This window comes from Methylobacterium crusticola (assembly GCF_003574465.1).
GTDB lineage: Bacteria > Pseudomonadota > Alphaproteobacteria > Rhizobiales > Beijerinckiaceae > Methylobacterium > Methylobacterium crusticola.
On record NZ_KZ984626.1, the window covers coordinates 1 to 18,178 of the forward strand.

The following is an 18,178-nucleotide window of genomic DNA, read 5'->3' on the forward strand; positions in this document are numbered from 1 at the left end:
TCCAGGAAGGTGACAGCTGAAGCCGTCGTCTCATCGTCCTTGACCGCGAGATGCACGAAGCGCGACGCGCGATCGATGGCAACGTACAAGTAGCGCTTGCGGGTTGATCCGTCCTTGTCGCGCAACTTGGGCAAGTGCTTCACGTCCCTGTGCAGGAAGCCGATGTCGTACTCCTTGAACTCGCCGTGTGGTTTACGAGACTGATTTGCGGGCAGGAGGCGATTGAGGTCCTCGGCCTTGAGGATGCGGTAGACGGCGTCCCCGGTTCAGGTGTGGCAGGAAGTGGCAGACGATAAAGGTGAGATCGTCGAGCGGGAAGCCGGTGGCGCGTCGGAGCGCGCGCACGATGGCGCGCTCCTCCTCGCTGGCTTTCCAGGGCAGCGTGTGAGNGGGCGAGCCGAGCGGTCCCGGCAGTCGTCAGGCCCGCGCTTGCGCCACTTGCGGATGGTCTCGGAGGAGACGCCGTAGCGCCTGGCCAGCACGCCGGAGGGTTCGCGAGAGCGGGCGATCTCGGCGCGCACGGCTGGGGTGGTGCGGGCATTGGGATGGATCGCGAGCATCAGCGCACCCTCCTGGCCGAGGAGCGCAGGTCTGGCTCGAACCGCCAGGCATGCTCCTCGATCGCCCAAAGTGCCTGATCCCAACAACGTTCCGCCACTAAACAACTAGGCGTCCGAACAGGGATGATGCGGTGCGCCTCGACGTGTCCGCCATGTGTTCCGCCAGGCGGGTGCGTAGCTACTCTCTAAAACGGCGCGCTCGCGCGCCTTTGGCGAGGACGGGGCTGTCCGCTTCGTCATGAGCACCTACGGATCGCATCAAACCGAAGGTGTTTTATCGGGAAGATTTACAACTTAGAGTTTTTAACGACTCCTGTAGCGCGCATTCGTGCACCGTATACGAAACCTTGACGAAGATCTTCGTGCACCGTATACGAGAACGATGGTCAGCCGTCCTTTTGAGCGCCTCTCAGCGCCTCTCCTCGCCGATCACCTTCGCGACCGTCTCGTGCAGGCTGTCATCTTCGGCGACCTTCCCGCTGAAACGCGGCTTGTCGAGGACACTATCGCCGAGCAGTACGGCGTTAGCCGCTCACCGGTGCGTGACGTCCTCAGAAGGATGGAGTCCGATGGTCTCCTGACCCGCGAGGGCGCCAAGGGCCTCAACGTCGCGCCAATCTCGCAGCGCGACCTCGACGAGGTCTATGTCTGCCGGATCCCCCTCGAAGGGATCGCCGCCGCTGAGGCCGCGATGCGTCGCTCGACCGAGAGCATCAAAGTGCTCGGGCGCATCTACGACCAGATGCTCAAAGCGCAGCAGGCGCGAGAGGTGCGCGATTACTTTCTCGCCAATGTCGCCTTCACTGATACCATCCACGCGACGGCCATGAATGCGACGCTTGTCCGCCTCCTCGACGGCCTGAGCAAGCAGGCGCAACGCTACCGCTATGCTGCCTATCGGACGTTCCCCCACCTGATGGACCTGTCAGTCGAGGGCAGCCGCAAGATCGTCGATGCCATCGCGGCGAAGGACGCCACTCAGGCTCGGGCCGTGACTGAAGCCCTGATCGAGCGCTCCTGGCTCACCATCCGGGATTGCTTCCATGACTGATCTGCATCGCCTCGACCGCCGCGAGGCACTCTCCTTCAGTGCCGTCCTGCGCGAAGGCCTCGGATCGATCGTGCGCGAGATGCGCCGGGCGATGGTGCGCTCGTCCTACAGTTCGATCATCTACGAGGGCTACGACTTCTCCTGCGTGCTCACCGACGGAGCCGGCAACCTGATTGCCGAGTCCGGCGAAGATCATCCGTTCCACATCATCCCGATCAGCGGTGCGGTGGCGGGAATGACCCGCCGGCACGGCACGATCGGGCCGGACGAGATCGTGCTGCACAACGATCCCTATACGGGCGGCACCCATCTCAACGATGTGGCGGTGATTTGGCCCGTGCATCACAACGGCCTGCCGGCCTTCCACATCGTCATCCGCTCGCACTGGGCCGATATCGGCGGCATGTCGCCGGGCTCGCTCAACGGCGCGGCGACCGAGATCCTGCAGGAGGGCCTGCGACTGGACCATGTCCGGGTCGCCAAGAGTGGCGCGGACGAACTCCTGCGCCTCGTCTTCGACAACGTGCGCGCGAGCCGCGAGGCCGCCTCCGATTTCCGCACCGTGCTGGGCATCTGTCGGGTCGCGGAGGGACGGCTGCGGGGTCTGCTCGCCAAGTACGGCGCGCCCCGCGTCAACGGCGCGGTGCAGGACATCCTCGACGGGGCCGAGCAGCGCCTGCGCCGCGCCATCGCGGCCCTTCCGGACGGCACGTGGCATCATACCGGCTACCTCGACGGAGCAGCCGCGACGCCGCACCCCTTGTGCGTCCGGGTCGCCCTCTCGGTCGAGGGCGACCGGATCCTGGCGGATTTCACCGGAACCACACCCCAGGTCGACGCACCGCTGAATGCCGGTCCGGCGATCGCGCCGACCTCGGTGCTCACCGTCATCAAGTCGTTCCTCGACCCGTCAGGCTCGATCAATTCCGGCACGCTGCGGGCGATCACGGTCCATGCACCCCAGGGGACCATCGTCAACGCAACGCCGCCCGCCCCATGCGGCGGCCTCAACGAGGTGCGCTTCGCCTGCGACGCCGCCGTGATGGGAGCGCTCGGCCAGATCGCGCCGGCCCGGCTGATTGGCGACGTGCGCGGCACCTCGAACCACACCTATATCGGCTCGCGCTCGTTCATCTTCTACGAGTACCCGTCCGGCGGCACCGGCGCCTCGGCCGAGAGCGACGGCGCGGTGGCGGTGCGGGCCTTCAACGAGGGCGAGAACGTCTCGATCCAGTCCGCCGAGATCGTCGAGGCGATCTTCCCGCTACGGGTCCTGCGCAACGAGATCCGGCCGGATAGCGGCGGAGCCGGGCTCTCGCGCGGCGGCTGCGGCCTGCACCGCGAGGTCGAGATCCTGGTAGACGACGCGCGCCTCTCAGTCCTGTCCGACCGCAATATCGTGCCGCCGGCCGGCGTGAATGGCGGCCTGTCTGGAGCCCCCAACCGCTACAGCCTGCGCCGCGACGGCGCGATGGTCGAACCGAGCCGGTTCCCGGGCAAGATCGCGAACTTCCCCCTGCGCAGCGGCGACGTGGTGGTGATGGAGAGCTCCGGCGGGGGCGGCTTCGGCGATCCCCGCGAACGGGATCCCGAACGCATCGCGGAGGATCTCGCCGACGGCTACGTCACGCAGGACGGCCTCGCATCCTACAGTCGGCTCGGCCCCGGCCCGGTGCTGGCGCTCGATCCGGACCTGGCGGCCCATGCCTGCGGCCTGAGCAGGACTTTGGCCGCCGCACTCGACGCCGAGCCGGGATCCCTGGTCGAGGTCGTTTTCGTCACCGGGCCGAGCCGCCGCTTCTGGGTCGCTGCCATCGACTCGGCCGAGAAGACGGCCCGCATCCGCGTCGCCCCCACCTCCACGGCTCTGCCCGACGCGCGGACGATCCGCCTGCTGACACGCCGCACCCCGCTTCAGGAAGGCCTTCTGCCATGACCTCCGCCCCGCTCGCCCCCCTCCTCGGCCGCCGTGCCGCCCCCACCAATGTCGAGGCCGACCAGCTCGCCGACGCGCGGGATCTCTTTCCCGGCGGCGTGCTCGGCGGCAACGCCCTGCCGGATGGCTGCGCCTTCGTCGTCTCGCACGGTGCCGGCGGCCGGTTCTGGGACACATCGGGCAACGAGTACATCGATTACGTGCTGGGATCCGGCTCGCTGTTCCTCGGCCACGCCCATCCACGGATACAGGCGGCAGTGGCCGAGCAGGCCGGCCGCGGCACCCACTTCTTCGCCTATCTCAACGAGACCGCGGTGGCCTATGGCCGCCGGCTCAAGCCGCTGGTGCGTTGCGCCGAGCGGATGCGCTTCACCACCGCCGGCTCCGACTCGACCTTCCACGCCATTCGGCTGGCCCGCGCCTTCATGGGGCGCGACCGGATCGTCAAGTTCGAGGGCGCCTATCACGGCGTGCACGATTACGCGCAGGTCTCGACCTCGCCCGGGAGCGAGGTGCCGTTCCCCACAGCCGTGCCCGACACGGCCGGAATACCTGGCCATGTCGCCGACCTGACCCTGGTGGCGCAGTGGAACGACATCGAAAGCCTCAAGGCCATTCTGGAGGCGCATGGGCGCGAGATCGCCGCGGTGATCATGGAGCCGATCCAGCGCATCCTGTCGCCCAAGCCCGGCTTCCTTCACGCCGTGCGCGAGCTGACCCGGGCCCACGACGTCCTGCTCATCCTCGATGAAGTGGTGACGGGCTTTCGCTACGGACTCGGCGGCGCCCAGGACTACTTCGACATTACCCCTGATCTCGCTACCTACGGCAAAATCATTGGCGGCGGCCTGCCTGTCGGCGCTGTCATGGGCCGGGCCGACATCATGGAGCAGGCCGACCCGGCCCAGAAGGGCCGGCCAAGCTACGTCTACCAGAATGGCACCCTCCAGGGGCATCCGCTCGGCTGCGCGGCCGGCCTCGCCATGCTCGACATCCTGTCGGAGGAAGGCGTCTACGACCGCGTCTTCGCCCTGGCCGACCGCCTGCGCGCCGGGCTCCAGGAGATCTTCGACCGCCACCGGATGGGCGTGGTCGTGTTCGGCGAGGGGCCGATGTGGCACTTCCTGTTCGCCGACGAGGCCCCGTCGAACTACCGCGACATCCGGCGCAGCGACCTCGGCAAGCTGCGCCGCTTCGAAGCGGAGATGATCCGAAACGGCCTGTTCGTGCTGCCGAACAACCGCCGCTTCGTCTCGATCGCGCACACGGACGACGATCTAGCTGCGACCTTCGCGGCGATCGACCACTGCTGCCGTGCCCTACTGGCCTGAAGGAGCGTGCCGTGACGAGCGGATATTTCGTCGGCATCGACGTCGGTGGCACCTTCACCGACGCGACCGTGTACGACGTCGCGGCGCGGACCTGCTCCGCCGTCAAGGTTCCATCGAACCGGGCAGCGCCGGACCAGGCGGTGTTCGCGGTGATCGAGAAGTCGCAGGCGCCGGCGGGCCAAATCCGCCGGGTCGTCCACAGCACCACGGTCGCCACCAACGCGCTGCTGGAGCGCCGCGGCGCGCGGGCGGCCCTGGTGGCGACGCGGGGCTTCCGCGACGTGATCGAGCTCGGCCGTACCACCCGGCTGACGCCCGGCAGCCTCTACGATCCCTATTTCCGCCGGCCGCCGCCGGTGATCCGCCGCCGCGACCGGTACGAGGTGGCTGAGCGCATCGAGGCCTCGGGGGCCGTGAGCGAACCCCTCGACGAGGGGGCCCTCGACGCGCTCGGGCGGGCGCTCGCCGAGGCAGGGATCGAGTCCGTCGCGGTCGGGTTCCTCAACGCCTACCGCAACCCCGCGCATGAGGCCCGGGCCAAGGCGATCCTGGAGCGCCACGTCGCCTTCGTGACCGTCTCGACCGACATCCTCAACGAGGTGCGCGAGTACGAGCGCTTCTTCGTCACGGCCCTGAACGCCGTGCTCATGCCGCTCATGGCCCGCTACGTCGGGTCGCTCACCGACGCGGTGGCGGCCCGCTATCCGGCGGCGAGCTTCTACACGGTGGCGTCGCATGGCGGCCTCCTCACCACCCGGGCGGTGACCAAGACGCCGGTACGGACCATCCTGTCGGGCCCCGCCGCGGGCCTGGCGGCCACGCGACGCCTCGCTGAGGCGCTCGGGATCGCCCGCATCATCGCCTGCGACATGGGAGGCACCTCGACGGATGTCGCCTTGGTGGCGGACTGGGCGCTGCCGCTCAAGCGCGAGACGATCCTCGACGGCAACGTCATCCGCCTGCCGCAGCTCGACATCCATACGGTGGGCGCGGGCGGCGGCTCGATCGCGGCTCTCGATGCTGGCGGCGACCTGCTCCTCGGCCCCGAGAGTGCCGGGGCGCGGCCGGGGCCGGCCTGCTACGGGCACGGGGGCGAGCGTCCGACCGTGACCGATGCCAACGCGGTCCTGGGACGGCTGGGCGCCGGCCAGGAACTCGGCCGCTCGCTCTCCCTCGACGGGGAGGCGGCCCGGCGCGTCGTTGGGACCCTGGCGGAGGCGGCCGGCCTGCTGACCGAGGCGATGGCCGAGGCGATTTTGGATCTCGCGGTCGCCAAGATGGCGGCGGCCGTCCACGAGATCTCGGTGGCCCGCGGGTACGACCCGGCCGAATGCGCGCTCCTGTGCTACGGCGGAGCCGGGCCGCTCCATGCCTGCCTGGTGGCGGAGGCCCTCGGCATCCCCCGCGTGGTGGCACCGCCGGATCCCGGAACCTTCTCGGCCTTCGGCGCACTGTGTTCGGCCCTCACCGTCGATTGCGCCCTCACGATCCTGGCGCCTCTGAGCTCCGGGGCCTTGGCCCAGGCGGCATCCTTCTTTGCCGAGGCCCTGCCGGCCATGCGGGAGGAGTTCGCCGGTCAAGGCGTCGACCCGGCCGGACTGACCCTCGAATGCCAGTACGACTTGCGCTACGAGGGCCAAGCCCACGAGCTGACCGTGTCCTGTGCGCCGGGCGCGGACGTCGCCGCGATCACCGTCGCCTTCGAGGGGGCGTTCGAGCGCGAATATGGCCGCCTCGACCGTGAGCGCGGCCTGCTGCTCGTCAATGTCCGCGCCGTCGGTCGCATCCCGGTAGAGAGCCCGACCTGGCGCGCGCCGACCCCGGAAACCGGCCTGCCCGCGAGCCGCCGCACCGTCTGGGTCGGTGGCGAGCCGCAAGCCTGCCCGGTCTTGCGACGGGAGAACCTGCGCGTGGGCGAGGCTTTCGCCGGCCCGGCAGTCGTCGAGGAGATGACCGCCACGACCTACGTGCCGCCGGGCTGGACGGCGCAGGCCGGCAGCATCGGCGAACTCGACATCCGCAGGCACCCGGCATGAGCGCCGATCTCTTGCTCAGGCGGCAGATCGGGCTTTGCGCCGCCGGGTTCGGGGCGATGCTGAACCTCTATGCCTGCCAGCCAATCCTGCCCGACTTGCAGCGCGCCTTCGGGGTGAGTCCCGCCCGCGCCGCCCTGACGGTGACGGCAACGGCCGCGGCGGTCGCCTTGGTGGCGCCGGTCGCCGGCGCCGTTTCGGACGCCTTCGGCCGCAAGCCCACGATCGTGGCGGCCCTGGTGCTGGTCGCCGTCCCGAGTCTCGCCTGCACGCTCGCCCCGAACCTCGACATCCTCGTTGGCCTGCGCTTCCTCCAGGGTCTGTTCATGCCGGCCGCCTTCGCGGCCTGCCTCGCCTATGCGAGCGAGGAATGGCCGGCCGCCCTGCGCGGCCGGGCGACGACCCTGTACGTCACGGCCAACATCGTTGGAGGTTTCCTCGGGCGGGTCATCGGCGGCGTCGCGGCGGAGTGGGGCGACTGGCACCTCGCCTTCCTGGCCCTCGGCCTGGTCAATCTTCTGGCAGCCCTCGTCGTCGCCGCCCTGCTGCCGCGCTCCACAGCCGCCCCGGCCACGACCCCCTTCGGCACGGCGCTCGCCGCGATGCCGCGGCACCTCGGTAACCCGGCCTTGCTGTCCGCCTTCACGGTCGGGTTCGCGGTGCTGTTCTGCCTCGTCGGGGTCTTCACCTACGTCAACTACCATCTCGCGGCGCCGCCCTTCGGGCTGTCGGCCGCGGACCTGAGCTGGCTGTTCGGCACCTACCTCGTCGGCGTAGCGATCCTGCCGCTATCCGGACGCTGGATCGACCGTCTCGGGCCGCGGCGGACGATTCTGCTGTCGCTCGCCGGCTCGGCCCTCGGCGCCGGCCTCGCCCTCGCGCCGAGCCTGTGGGTGATTGCCCCGGCACTGGTGCTGGTCTGCTTCGGGGCGTTCGTCTGCCAGGCGGCAGCCACGGCCTTCGTAGGCCGCAGCGCCAGCCATCACCGCTCAGCGGCGGCCGGGCTCTATCTCGGCTTCTACTACGCGGGCGGTGCGGCGGGCGCGTTCCTGCCGGGCTTCGCCTTCGCGCGCCTCGGCTGGCCGGGCTGCGTCGCCCTTGTCCTGGTGGTCGAGGCCGCGGCCGCCCTCCTGGTCTGGTCGGCCTGGCGCGAGCCGGCGCCCGACCTCCGCCTCGCCTGACGGAGCCGTCACCGGCGGGCTGACACGGAACTGGTCCGCTCAAGCCCCGACAGTGGGCGTGTCGCGAGGAACGCCAAACCGTCCCCTCCCGTGCAGCGTCCCGCCGCGCGCGAGGTGCCATGAGCCACCGAGGAGTCCGTCCGCATGCCCGCTTCCCTCACGCGCCGCTCCCTCCTGGCCGGCGCCGGTACCATCCTCACGCTCGACGCGCCGTCCCGCGCGGCCGCCAGCGAGCGCATCCTTCGTGTCGCCATGACGGCGGCGGACATCCCCCTCACCACCGGCGGGCCGGACAACGGCTTCGAGGGCTACCGGTTCACCGGCTACACGCTCTACGACCCCCTCATCGCGTGGGACCTGTCACGGTCGGACAGGCCCGCCGAGCTCAAGCCCGGCCTCGCCGAGAGCTGGAGCGTGGACGAAGGCGACCGGACCCTCTGGACGCTGCGCCTGCGCCACGGCGTGACCTTCCACGACGGCTCCGCCTTCGACGCCGCTGCGGTCGCCTGGAACCTCGCCAAGCTCCTCGACGACAAGGCGCCTCACTACGATCCCAAGCAGGCGGCCCAGGTGCGCGGCCGCCTCGGCTCGGTCGCGTCCTGGAAGGTCCTCGATCCGCAGACGATCCAGCTCACCACAAAGACCCCCGACGCGTTCTTTCCCTACCAGCTGACCTTCCTCCTAGTCTCCAGCCCGGCCCAGTTCGAGGCTGTCGGCCGCGACTGGCAGAAATTCGCCCTCTCGCCTTCGGGGACTGGACCGTTCAGACTCACCCGCCTGGTTCCGCGGGAGAGGGCCGAGTTCGTGGCCAATCCCGCCTACTGGGATCCCGCCCGCCGGCCAACCTACGACCGGCTAGTGCTCCAGCCGATGCCCGAGGCGACCACCCGGGTGGCGGCGCTCCTGTCGGGGCAGGTCGACTGGATCGAGGCGCCGGCTCCCGACCAGATCGACGCCCTCAAGGCGGCGGGACACCGCGTCCTAACCAACATCTACCCGCATTACTGGGCCTACATGCCGAGCTACCTGCCCGGCTCGCCTTTCACCGACGTGCGGGTGCGCAAGGCCGTCAACCTCGCCATCGACCGCGAGGGGCTGCGGGCGCTGCTCAACGGCCTGATGATCCCGGCCGAGGGCAGCGTCCCGGCGGATCATCCCTGGTTCGGCCATCCCACATTCAAGATCCGGCACGATCCCGAGGAAGCGCGTCGCCTGCTCACGGCAGCCGGCTACGGACCAGCGCGCCCACTGCGCTTCAAGGTTGCGATCTCGACCTCCGGCTCCGGCCAGATGCAACCGCTGGCGATGAACGAGTTCATCCAGCAGAACCTCGCGGCGGTCGGCGTCACCGTCGAGTTCGACGTCATGGAATGGGGAACGCTGCTGAACCGCTGGCGGGCGGGAGCTCAAGCTCCGGCAAACCAGGGGATCGCGGCGCTCAATTCCAGCACCGGAACCTTCGATCCGTTCAATGCCTTCATCCGCTTCTTCAGCAGCCGCTACGCGGCTCCGAACGGTTTCAACTGGGGTCAGTTCGCAAACCCGGACTACGACACCCTCATCGCCAAGGCCCAGCTCGCCTTCGACAAGACCGAGCAGGATCGATTGCTGGCGGAGTTGCATACTCTTGCGGTCGACGACGCCCTGTTGATCTGGGTATGCCATGACGTCAATCCGCGCGTTGTATCGAGTAAGATCAAAAACATAGTTCAACCACAAAGTTGGTACATAGATCTCGCGATAGTCGCAATTTCGTGAAAGATGCATCGGGAGATTTGATAATTTAAACAAGGTCTCGGAGGATGTCCGGCGCGGCCGTCGGCAACGGCGACCAAGTCGGCCTGTGGACGGCGGGCATCAGCGAATTCCGTGATCGGATCGTCTCCCGCGGTGTGCGGCGGCTTCGCCCCGCCCTGAGGGCGGGGCGGCAGAGGCCGGGGATCAGTCCCGGCGGCGGCCGTTCGGGCGGGTCCAGATCAGCGAGTAGGTCTTGCCGTCCTCCTCGCCGCACAGGGCCGCGTAGAGCGGAGCCGGCAGGCTCGCGTCGTCGAGCTTGATCGAGATGTAGGCCCGCTCCTCCTTCGACCGCTTGGCCCAGCCGGCGCCGATCTCGGCCTTGCCGCGGTAGATGCGGTGGGTCGGGGCGCGCTCTCCGCTGCGCTCCGTCTCCGCCACGATCGCGACCTTCCGATTCGGGATCGTCAGGGTGGTGATGTCGCCGGAGAAGCCGGTCTGGGTCTGTGTGAAGCTGCCGATGGTCGCCATGGTCCTGGATCCTCGTCCGGCTGCTCTCGGCCGCGGCCTCGATGGCGTTCGTTGGCCGGAGGCGACCGGCGCCGCACCTGCGTGCAGGCCGGAGCGCAGCGGAGAACGGCGAGGGACGGGTTTCTTGTCCCGCGAGGAATCCGCCTTGGCGGCGGGGAAGACGATCCGGCCTCCGCCGTTGCGGTGGGCCCGGGCGCCCCGGCTAGATCCGAACCGCTCCGGGTTTCCCGGAGGCTGTTTGTCTCGGGTCAGGCGGCCACGGCTTGGTCGCCGCCGTGAGCAGGATAGCGCGCTTCGGCCTCGGCGGGAGGGACGGTGCCGATCGGGGCGAGGAGGCGACGGTGGTTGTACCGGTCGACCCGCGCCAGAGGGGCGTCCTCGACCGCCTCGAAGCCTGCTGATCGGCTCGATCCCGTAGACCTCCCGAGGCTCGTCGATGACGCTGATCATGGCGGCGACCGGCGGTCGCGCTCCGCCACGGCAACATACGCACCGGCCTTGCGCAGGATCTCGTTGGCCTGGCGCCGCTCGCGAAGCACTCGCTCGCGCGCCGTGATCCGCTCGCGCTCGTCCGTGGTCTGGCCGGGACGCACGCCCTGATCACGCTCGGACCGGCGGACCCAGCTCGTCTGCGTCTCGCCCGAGCAGCCGATCCTGGCGGCGATCGACCGGATCGCCGACCATTGCGACCCGTGCTCGCCCTCGTGGTCGCGCACCCTCCGCACGGCGCACTCGCGCACCTCAGGGGAAAACGGGGCTGTTCGCTTCGTCATGGCTCCATCCTCTCAGAAGGCGGAGCCTGCGGGAAACCCGGGGCGGTTCGGGCCCCGTGCTCATCCGGTTCGGGTCCGGGCGTCGTCAGTCGTCAGCAGTCTTCGCGTCGGATTGTCGTTTTGCGGCGAGGGCTCGGAAGAGGAAGTCCTGGGCCTTGCGCACGACGACGGAGGCGGTGTGGGCGACGCCCGGGACGAGGTCGAAGGCGACCGCGATGCCGGCGGCCTCGAAGGAGCGGCGCAGGCTGTCGAGCCGCTCGGGCCGGGTCGCGCCGGCGGCGTTGGCGCCCTCCACGTAGCGCGGCGTGCCCGGCCGGTGGGTGATCTCCCAGGTCTCGAGGTCGGCCCCCCCGACCACCATGTGGACGGCGACCGCGCGCAGGGCCGGGATGTCGGGCTCCCGGCCAAACAGCGCCGCCATGCCCCGGGTGCCGGCCCACCAGTCGCGATCCGGGTCGAGCAGCGTCACCGAGCCCGGCGCGCCGATCGAGGCGGCCCAGAGCCGCTCCGGGTGCAGCAGCAGGAAGCGGTGCGCGAAGTGCCCGCCGCCCGAGAAGCCCCAGAGGGCGAAGCGCGGGAAGGACAGGCCGTACTTCTCCTCCACCTCCGCCACCATGCCCAGCAGGACCGCGTCGTAGCGGATGTCGCCGTCGATCACGTACTTGTAGCCGTGGCGGTCGCCGTCGCCCCGCACACCCGCCGGGAACAGCGGCGCCAGCACGACGCAGCGGTTCCAGCGCGCGAACTCCGCGAAGAAGTCCCGGTAATCCGCCGCGGTCCGGTTGCTGCCGTGCACCGACACAATCAGCTCGGGCGCCGGACCCGCGTCGTGGATGTCCGGCGGAACGTACAGGAGCCAACTAAAACGAGCATCGAAACGGCTCGCGTAAAGCGTCGTCGAGCCGTAATCGAACAGCATTCTCCCACGCCGTTCGAGTTCGGTGTCGGCGGTCCTGGACGGTGTCATGGCGGGCCCTTCGGGATATCGCCGCTCGTTCGCGGGCGGCTGGCGCGACCGCGGCGGCGGCTAAGGCGACGTCGCCTGTGCGAGGCGCCAGAACAGCCTGACGCCGCCGTCCCGGGTGCTCTCCAGCCCCGGCACGGCGGACAGGAGCTTGCGCGTGTAGGCGTGCCTCGGCGCGTCGAAGATCACGTCGCGCGGGCCCTGCTCGACGATCCGGCCCTCGTTCATGACGACGACGCGGTCGGCGATCTGCTCGACGACGCCGAGATCGTGGCTGATGAAGAGGCAGGAGAAGCCGTGCTTCTTCTGCAGCTCGAGGAAGAGTGCGAGCACCTGGGCCCGCACCGTGACGTCGAGCGCCGAGACCGGCTCGTCGGCGATGACGAAGCTCGGGCGGCGCACCACGGCGCGCGCGATCGCCACGCGCTGGCGCTGGCCGCCGGACAGCTCGTGCGGGTAGCGCTCCGCGAAGCCGTCCGTCAGGCCGACTTCGGCGAGCACCTCCGCCACGCGCTCGCGCCGGGCGGCCGCGTCCAGGTCCTTGACCAGCCGGAGCGGCTCGCCGACCAGCTGACCGATCGTCATGCGCGGATCGAGCGAGGAGTAAGGGTCCTGGAAGACCATCTGGCAGTTCAGCCGGTAGGCCCGATAGCCGCTCTCGCGGCGGGCGATCGGCTTGCCCTCGAAGAGGATCTCGCCGCCGCCGGGCTCCACGAGGCCGGCGATCGCCTGCCCGAGCGTGGTCTTGCCGGAGCCCGAGCCGCCGACCACGGCCACGACCTCGCCCGCCTTCACGTCGAGCGAGATGCCGTGCAAGGCGCGCTTGGGCTCGCTGCGGGCGAAGAAGCGCTGCCGGCCGGGATAATCGACCACCAGGTCGCGCACGGCCACGATCGGCGTGGAGCCCTCCGCGAAGGCCCGGACGGGGCCGCGCAGCGGCATCGCGGCCAGCAGCTTGCGGGTGTAGGGATGTTGCGGGCGGGCAAGGATCTCGTCGCTCCGGCCCTGCTCGACGACCTCGCCCCGGCACATCACGACGATGCGGCCGCAATAGCGCGCCACCATGCCGAGATCGTGCGAGATCAGGAGCACGGCCGTGCCGTTCTCCTTGATCAGGTCGACCATCAGCTCCATCACGTCGCGCTGGACGACGGCGTCGAGCGCCGTCGTCGGCTCGTCGGCGAGCAGGAGCGCGGGCCTCAGCAGCATCACGGAGGCCAGCATGATGCGCTGACGCATGCCGCCCGAGAACTGGTGCGGGAACGCGTCGAGCGCGCCGACGGGATCCGCGAGGCCGACGCGGCGCAGCATCTCGAGGATCAGGCCGCGACGGCCCGCCGCGTCGAGACCGCGATGCAGCGCGAGCCCCTCCTCGAGCTGCCGGCCGATCGTCATCGACGGGTTGAGCGAGGTCATGGGCTCCTGGAACACCATGCCCACCCTGGCGCCGCGCACCGCCCGCAGGCGCTTGGGCGCCATGGTGGTGATCTCCTCGCCGTCGAACAGGATGGATCCCGCGAGACGCTCGACGGCCGGGGGCACGAAGCCCATCACGGCGCGCGCGGCGAGCGTCTTGCCCGAGCCGGACTCGCCGACGATGCCGACGATCTCGCCGGGCGAGACCGCGAAGCCGACGCCCGCGACGACGGTGCGGTCGGTCGCGCGGATCGCCAGCGTCAGGTCGCGGACCTCGAGGAGCGGGGCGGTCGGACTCATCGCGTGCCCCTCATGCGCGGATCGAGCTTGTCGCGCACCGCGTCGCCGAGCAGGTTGATGCCGAGCAGCGTCAGCGAGATGCACAGGCCCGGGAAGATGCCGAGCCACATCGCCTGGCCGATATAGGGACGCGACCCGGCCAGCATGTTGCCCCAGGTCGGCGCGGGCGGCGGCACGCCCAGGCCCAGGAAGGAGAGCGCGCTCTCGGCCAGCAGCACGTAGCCGAACATCGAGGTCGCGAGCACGGTGAGGGGCGCGACGCAGTTCGGCAGGATGTGGCGGACCATGGTGAAGGCTTCGGAATTCCCCATGACGCGCGAGGCGGCGATGAATTCCCGCTCGCGCAGCGACAGCACCGTGCCGCGCACGATGCGGGCGACGGAGGGCGTGTAGGCGAGGCCGAGCGCGAGGATGATGCCGTACTTGTTGGCGCCGACCACGGCCAGCAGGCCGAGCGCCAGCAGGATGCCCGGGAAGGCGAGCAGCGCGTCGTTGAACGCCATGACGACCCGGTCCACCCACCCGCGCATGTAGCCGGAGAACAGGCCGACCACCGTGCCCACGACGACGGCGAGCGTGACGGTCAGGACGGCGATCCAGACGGAGGCGGCCGCCCCGGCCATCAGCCGCGAGAGCACGTCGCGGCCGAACTCGTCGGTGCCGAGCCAGAACGCGGCGGAGGGCGCCGCGAGCTTGGAGCGGAACGAGAGCCGCAGCGGATCGTAGGGCGTCCAGAGCGCGCCGACCCCGGCGACGACCAGCAGCGTGCCGATCAGAACGCCTCCGATCAGGGCGTTGAGCGGCGGCAGCCGCACGGCGCGGCCCCTCATTGCGCGGTCACCCGCGGATCGAAGATCGGATAGCAGAGATCAATCACGAGGTTCACCAGCACGTACGTGAGGGCGACGAAGAGCAGGCATCCCTGGATGACGGGATAGTCGCGGGCGAAGATGGAATCGACCAGGAGGCGGCCCAGGCCCGGGATGGTGAACACCGTCTCGACCACCGCGATGCCGCCGAGCAGGTTGCCGAGCACGAGACCGATGAGCGTCCAGGTCGGCCCGAAGGCGTTTCTGAAGGCGTGGCGCCAGAGCACCGCCGTCTCCGACAGGCCCTTCGCGCGGGCGTGCGTGATGTAGTCGAGGCGCAGGACCTCGAGCGTGGAGGCCCGGGCCATGCGCAGCAGCACGCCGATCTCGTGCAGGAACAGCGTCGTGACCGGCATGACGAGGTAGAGCACGCCGCGCCAGGGGTCGTCGCCGATGGACACGTAGCCCACCACCGGCAGCCAGCCGAGCTTCAGGCCGAAGAACAGGAGCAGGAGCAGCCCGAGCCAGAAGGTCGGGATCGACAGGAGGAGCGTGGCCAGCGCCACGAGGCCGATGTCGAGCGACGCGTCCTGCTTCCAGGCGGCGACGACGCCGGCCGGCACGGCCGCGAGGCTCGCCAGCAGGACGGCGACGAGCACGATCTGCGCGCTGATCCAGAAGCGCGAGACGATCAGCGGCAGGATCGGCTCCTGGCTGTTGATGGAGACGCCGAAATCGCCCCGCAGCAGGTTGCCGAACCAGATCGCGAACTGGACCGGCAGGCTCTGGTCGAGGCCGAGCCGGGTGCGCAGATCGGCGAGGCTCGCCGGCGTCGCGAGATCGCCCAGCATCAACGAGGCCGGGTCGCCCGGGATCAGCCGGATCAGCACGAACACCGAGACCGCCACGATCAGCAGCGTCGGGACGGCCATCACGATCCGGGTCAGGGCGAAACGGAGCATGTCGGTCCCTTCGGATCGGCCGGTGGCGGGGCGGGCGCCCTGGAGACTTCCCAGAGGCGAGGCAGGGCGGTCGGCGAGGACGCGTAGCCTCGAACCTCGGCGCCGGCGGCGCCGGACGCGATGCCGTTGAAGAGCATCACCATGGGCACGTCGGCGAGGAAGCGCCGGTGCAGCGCGTCGAAGATCGCCTGGCGCTCGGCCCGCTCGGAGACGACCATCGACCTGTCCACGAGCGCCTGCACGCCGGGATCGTCCCAGAGCTTGCGCGGCTGCCTGTCCTTCGGGCCCGCGATGGTCTCGTAGGACAGGGACGGGTCCATGCGGCCGGAATACGGGAAGGCCTGCATCTGGTAGGTGCCCTTCGCGTAGCGATCGAGCTGGGTCGCCCATTCGAGCACCTCGATCTCGACCTTGAGCCCGACCGCCCGCAGCATCTGCTGGGAGACGACGGCGGTGTTGAAGCTGCTCGGGTAGCGCTTGGTGGCGAGCATCACGATCGTCTCGCCCCGGTAGCCCGACGCCGCGACCAGCGCCCTGGCGGCGGCCGGATCGTAGGCGATGTCCTCGTCCTGCACCTTGCCGTGGTAGCTCGACAGGGTCGGCACGACGGAGCCGTTCGGCTTGCCGAACCCTTCGGTGGCGGCGGCGACGATCTCCGGCTTGTCGATGGCGGCCGCGACCGCGCGGCGGAGCGTGACGTTGCCGAGCACCGGATCGCGCGTCTGCATGATCAGGCCGACGAGGCCCATGTTCGGGATCACGGACAGGTCCGCGCGCTTGTCGTCCTTGAGCTCCGTCATGGCCGAGCTGTCGAGATCGGGCATGATGTCGATGGCGCCGCTCATCACGCCCGTCCTCGCCGTCGCGGGATCGGGCACGACCAGGAAGCGCACCTCGTCGACCAGCGGGCGCTTCGCCCCCGTGTAGCCGTCCCTCTTGCCGGGCAGGGCGGCATAATCGGCGAAGCGGTCGAGCCGGACGAACTCGCCCCGCTTCCAGGCGCCGAACTTGAACGGCCCGGTGCCGACGGGCCTGTCGAAGCTGCCGTCGGCCCTCACGGAATCCCGGTGCAGGATGCCCGTCATGCCGCAATCGGTGCGGGAGAGCGCCGTCAGGAACAGCGCCGTCGGCTTCTCCAGCGAGAACACCACGCTGGCCGCGTCGGGCGCCGTCACGCTCGTGACCTTGACGCTGCCGCGCCCGTCGAAATCCGACAGGCAGCGCCAGTCGGTCCGGGGATCCATGTAGCGGTTCCAGCTCCACAGCACGTCGGCGGAGGTGAGATCCGCCCCGTTGTGGAACTTCACGCCCCGGCGCAGGCGGAACGTGTAGCTCAGGCCGTCGGGCGAGACATCGACCCGCTCGGCGAGCAGGGGCTTCGGAGTTGCGTCCTCGCCGTAGGCGACCAGGCCCTCGACCATGTGCAGGACGACCCCGTCGGTGTTGTTGTCGCGGTTGACACCGGGATCGAGCGAGCGAATGTCGGCCGGAACCTGGATGCGCAGGGGAGCCGCGACGGCCGCGGACCAGGCCGCCAGCGCGCCGCTCGCGAGGACCGAGGCGATCGTCAGACGGTTGCGCATGGAATGCCCTCTAGGAAGCGCCGGCTTGCCGGCAGCGACATTGTATTTCATATCTCATAAGACAATCAAGGGTGCGATATGGCCGCCTTGACGCGTCTCCAGCACAACCTGGCCGAGCGCATCATCGAGATGATGCGGGAGGACGGGATGGGGCCGGGCGCCCGTCTCAACGAGAGCAGCACCGCGAAGCGCCTGAACGTCTCGCGGACGCCCGTGCGCGCGGCGTTCCAGCACCTTGCCGATCGGGGCATCGTGCGGCGCCATCCCAATCGCGGCGTGGAGCTGGTGCTGCCGCCGGTCCCCGCCGGGGATCCGGCCCCGGACGCCGCCGACGTGGTCGAACTCGCCATGGTGCAGCTCGCCCGGGACCGGGAAAGCGGCGTGCTGCCGGACGAGTTCTCCGAGCAGGAGGCGATGCGGCGCTATCGTCTGGGCCGGCCGGAGATCCAGCGCTTCCTCGCCCGCCTCGCCGAACTCGACATGATCGAGCGCAAGCCGGGCTACGGCTGGCGCTTCCGCCACCCGGCGCGGGACGGCAGCGTCCGCGACGAGCTCTATCGGTTCCGGATCCTGATCGAGCCCATGGCGATGGTCGAGCCCGGTTTCCGCCTCGACGCGGCATGGATCGCGGCGATGCGCGACCGCCATCGCGAGGCTCTCTCGCAGCCCTGGCGCGAGAGTTCGGCGATCGGCTTCTTCGAGATGAACGCGGATTTCCACGAGGGATTGGCGGCGGCCTCCGGCAACCGCTTCATCTATTCGGCCGTCAAGCGACAGAACGAGCTGCGCCGCCTCTCGAACTACGACTGGGCGTTCGGTTTCGAGCGGGTGACCGTCAACTCGCTCGAGCATCTCGAGATGCTGGATTTCCTGGAGCGGGGGGAGCGCGAGGTCGCGTCCCTGCTGATGCGGCGCCACCTCGAGCGGGCCAGCCAACTGCGCCGGAGCGACGGACGCGACTGACGCCATTGTATTTCAGGCCTGAAAAGACATAAGATCGGCGGGTCACGGAGT

At 69.6% G+C, this 18,178-nt stretch carries 13 protein-coding genes, 3 pseudogenes and 1 other annotated feature; of the genes and pseudogenes, 7 read left to right on the plus strand and 9 right to left on the minus strand.

Annotated features, from left to right (window positions below; translation table 11 throughout):
* Both DT057_RS36415 and DT057_RS36420 read right to left on the minus strand, forming a co-directional pair.
* Nucleotides 1–389, minus strand: a pseudogene (locus DT057_RS36415) (transposase family protein); the annotation flags it as partial.
* 1 nt (nt 390) lies between these two features.
* A pseudogene (locus DT057_RS36420) lies at nt 391–560 on the minus strand (IS481 family transposase); the annotation flags it as partial.
* Between the two features lie 382 nt (nt 561–942).
* Here DT057_RS36420 and DT057_RS02850 point away from each other — a divergent pair.
* The 6 genes from DT057_RS02850 (at nt 943) to DT057_RS02875 (ending at nt 9,850) form a co-directional block, all read left to right on the plus strand.
* Nucleotides 943–1,611, plus strand: coding sequence for a GntR family transcriptional regulator (locus DT057_RS02850; RefSeq protein ID WP_128560615.1), 669 nt, complete (start codon nt 943–945; stop codon nt 1,609–1,611).
* Nucleotides 1,604–3,547 carry a hydantoinase B/oxoprolinase family protein gene (locus DT057_RS02855; RefSeq protein WP_128560616.1) on the plus strand — a complete coding sequence of 648 codons (1,944 nt, stop codon included), beginning with the start codon at nt 1,604–1,606 and terminating at the stop codon, nt 3,545–3,547. Before DT057_RS02850 ends, DT057_RS02855 begins: the two co-directional genes overlap by 8 nt.
* The gene (locus DT057_RS02860; protein WP_128560617.1) at nt 3,544–4,878 is read left to right on the plus strand and encodes an aspartate aminotransferase family protein; all 1,335 of its coding nucleotides are present in this window, start codon (nt 3,544–3,546) and stop codon (nt 4,876–4,878) included. The genes DT057_RS02855 and DT057_RS02860 overlap by 4 nt, the downstream gene beginning before the upstream one ends.
* Nucleotides 4,879–4,889: 11 nt before the next feature.
* The gene (locus tag DT057_RS02865; RefSeq protein ID WP_162501300.1) at nt 4,890–6,914 is read left to right on the plus strand and encodes a hydantoinase/oxoprolinase family protein; all 2,025 of its coding nucleotides are present in this window, start codon (nt 4,890–4,892) and stop codon (nt 6,912–6,914) included.
* A complete protein-coding gene (locus DT057_RS02870) occupies nt 6,911–8,092 on the plus strand; it encodes an MFS transporter (RefSeq protein ID WP_128560619.1) in 1,182 nt (393 codons plus the stop codon). The genes DT057_RS02865 and DT057_RS02870 overlap by 4 nt, the downstream gene beginning before the upstream one ends.
* Nucleotides 8,093–8,236: 144 nt before the next feature.
* A complete protein-coding gene (locus tag DT057_RS02875; RefSeq protein WP_128560620.1) occupies nt 8,237–9,850 on the plus strand; it encodes an ABC transporter substrate-binding protein in 1,614 nt (537 codons plus the stop codon).
* A 183-nt stretch (nt 9,851–10,033) separates the two neighbouring features.
* On the opposite strand, the gene DT057_RS02880 is transcribed toward DT057_RS02875, so the two are convergent.
* The 7 genes and pseudogenes from DT057_RS02880 to DT057_RS02910 form a co-directional block, all read right to left on the minus strand.
* Entirely contained in the window at nt 10,034–10,357 is a 324-nt protein-coding gene (locus DT057_RS02880; protein WP_128560641.1) for a DUF736 domain-containing protein, read from the minus strand.
* A gap of 368 nt (nt 10,358–10,725) precedes the next feature.
* Nucleotides 10,726–10,849 (minus strand) — a sequence feature (AL1L pseudoknot).
* Nucleotides 10,748–11,130, minus strand: a pseudogene (locus DT057_RS02885) (transposase); the annotation flags it as partial. Its footprint overlaps the feature before it by 102 nt.
* Before the next feature lie 85 nt (nt 11,131–11,215).
* Nucleotides 11,216–12,049: an alpha/beta hydrolase family protein gene (locus DT057_RS02890; RefSeq protein ID WP_203236167.1), complete on the minus strand. Its 834-nt coding sequence runs from the start codon at nt 12,047–12,049 to the stop codon at nt 11,216–11,218.
* 108 nt (nt 12,050–12,157) lie between these two features.
* The gene (locus DT057_RS02895) at nt 12,158–13,810 is read right to left on the minus strand and encodes an ABC transporter ATP-binding protein (protein WP_128560622.1); all 1,653 of its coding nucleotides are present in this window, start codon (nt 13,808–13,810) and stop codon (nt 12,158–12,160) included.
* Entirely contained in the window at nt 13,807–14,640 is an 834-nt protein-coding gene (locus DT057_RS02900) for an ABC transporter permease (protein WP_407068129.1), read from the minus strand. The genes DT057_RS02895 and DT057_RS02900 overlap by 4 nt, the downstream gene beginning before the upstream one ends.
* Nucleotides 14,637–15,581 carry an ABC transporter permease gene (locus DT057_RS02905; protein ID WP_128560623.1) on the minus strand — a complete coding sequence of 315 codons (945 nt, stop codon included), beginning with the start codon at nt 15,579–15,581 and terminating at the stop codon, nt 14,637–14,639. Before DT057_RS02905 ends, DT057_RS02900 begins: the two co-directional genes overlap by 4 nt.
* On the minus strand, nt 15,563–17,164 hold the full coding sequence (locus tag DT057_RS02910) for an ABC transporter substrate-binding protein (RefSeq protein ID WP_128560624.1): 1,602 nt from the start codon (nt 17,162–17,164) through the stop codon (nt 15,563–15,565). The genes DT057_RS02905 and DT057_RS02910 overlap by 19 nt, the downstream gene beginning before the upstream one ends.
* Nucleotides 17,165–17,242: 78 nt before the next feature.
* Between DT057_RS02910 and DT057_RS02915 the strand changes: the two genes are divergently transcribed.
* The gene (locus DT057_RS02915) at nt 17,243–18,127 is read left to right on the plus strand and encodes a GntR family transcriptional regulator (protein WP_128560625.1); all 885 of its coding nucleotides are present in this window, start codon (nt 17,243–17,245) and stop codon (nt 18,125–18,127) included.
* Nucleotides 18,128–18,178 lie beyond the last annotated feature (51 nt).

What these genes read in the sequence shown, in the direction of transcription:
- DT057_RS02850 (WP_128560615.1), top strand. Translation starts at nt 943, where the DNA reads ATGGTCAGCCGTCCTTTTGAGCGCCTCTCAGCGCCTCTCCTCGCCGAT.
- DT057_RS02855 (WP_128560616.1), top strand. Translation starts at nt 1,604, where the DNA reads ATGACTGATCTGCATCGCCTCGACCGCCGCGAGGCACTCTCCTTCAGT.
- DT057_RS02860 (WP_128560617.1), top strand. Translation starts at nt 3,544, where the DNA reads ATGACCTCCGCCCCGCTCGCCCCCCTCCTCGGCCGCCGTGCCGCCCCC.
- DT057_RS02870 (WP_128560619.1), top strand. Translation starts at nt 6,911, where the DNA reads ATGAGCGCCGATCTCTTGCTCAGGCGGCAGATCGGGCTTTGCGCCGCC.
- DT057_RS02875 (WP_128560620.1), top strand. Translation starts at nt 8,237, where the DNA reads ATGCCCGCTTCCCTCACGCGCCGCTCCCTCCTGGCCGGCGCCGGTACC.
- DT057_RS02880 (WP_128560641.1), bottom strand. Translation starts at nt 10,357, where the DNA reads ATGGCGACCATCGGCAGCTTCACACAGACCCAGACCGGCTTCTCCGGC.
- DT057_RS02890 (WP_203236167.1), bottom strand. Translation starts at nt 12,049, where the DNA reads ATGCTGTTCGATTACGGCTCGACGACGCTTTACGCGAGCCGTTTCGAT.
- DT057_RS02895 (WP_128560622.1), bottom strand. Translation starts at nt 13,810, where the DNA reads ATGAGTCCGACCGCCCCGCTCCTCGAGGTCCGCGACCTGACGCTGGCG.
- DT057_RS02900 (WP_407068129.1), bottom strand. Translation starts at nt 14,640, where the DNA reads ATGAGGGGCCGCGCCGTGCGGCTGCCGCCGCTCAACGCCCTGATCGGA.
- DT057_RS02905 (WP_128560623.1), bottom strand. Translation starts at nt 15,581, where the DNA reads ATGCTCCGTTTCGCCCTGACCCGGATCGTGATGGCCGTCCCGACGCTG.
- DT057_RS02910 (WP_128560624.1), bottom strand. Translation starts at nt 17,164, where the DNA reads ATGCGCAACCGTCTGACGATCGCCTCGGTCCTCGCGAGCGGCGCGCTG.
- DT057_RS02915 (WP_128560625.1), top strand. Translation starts at nt 17,243, where the DNA reads ATGGCCGCCTTGACGCGTCTCCAGCACAACCTGGCCGAGCGCATCATC.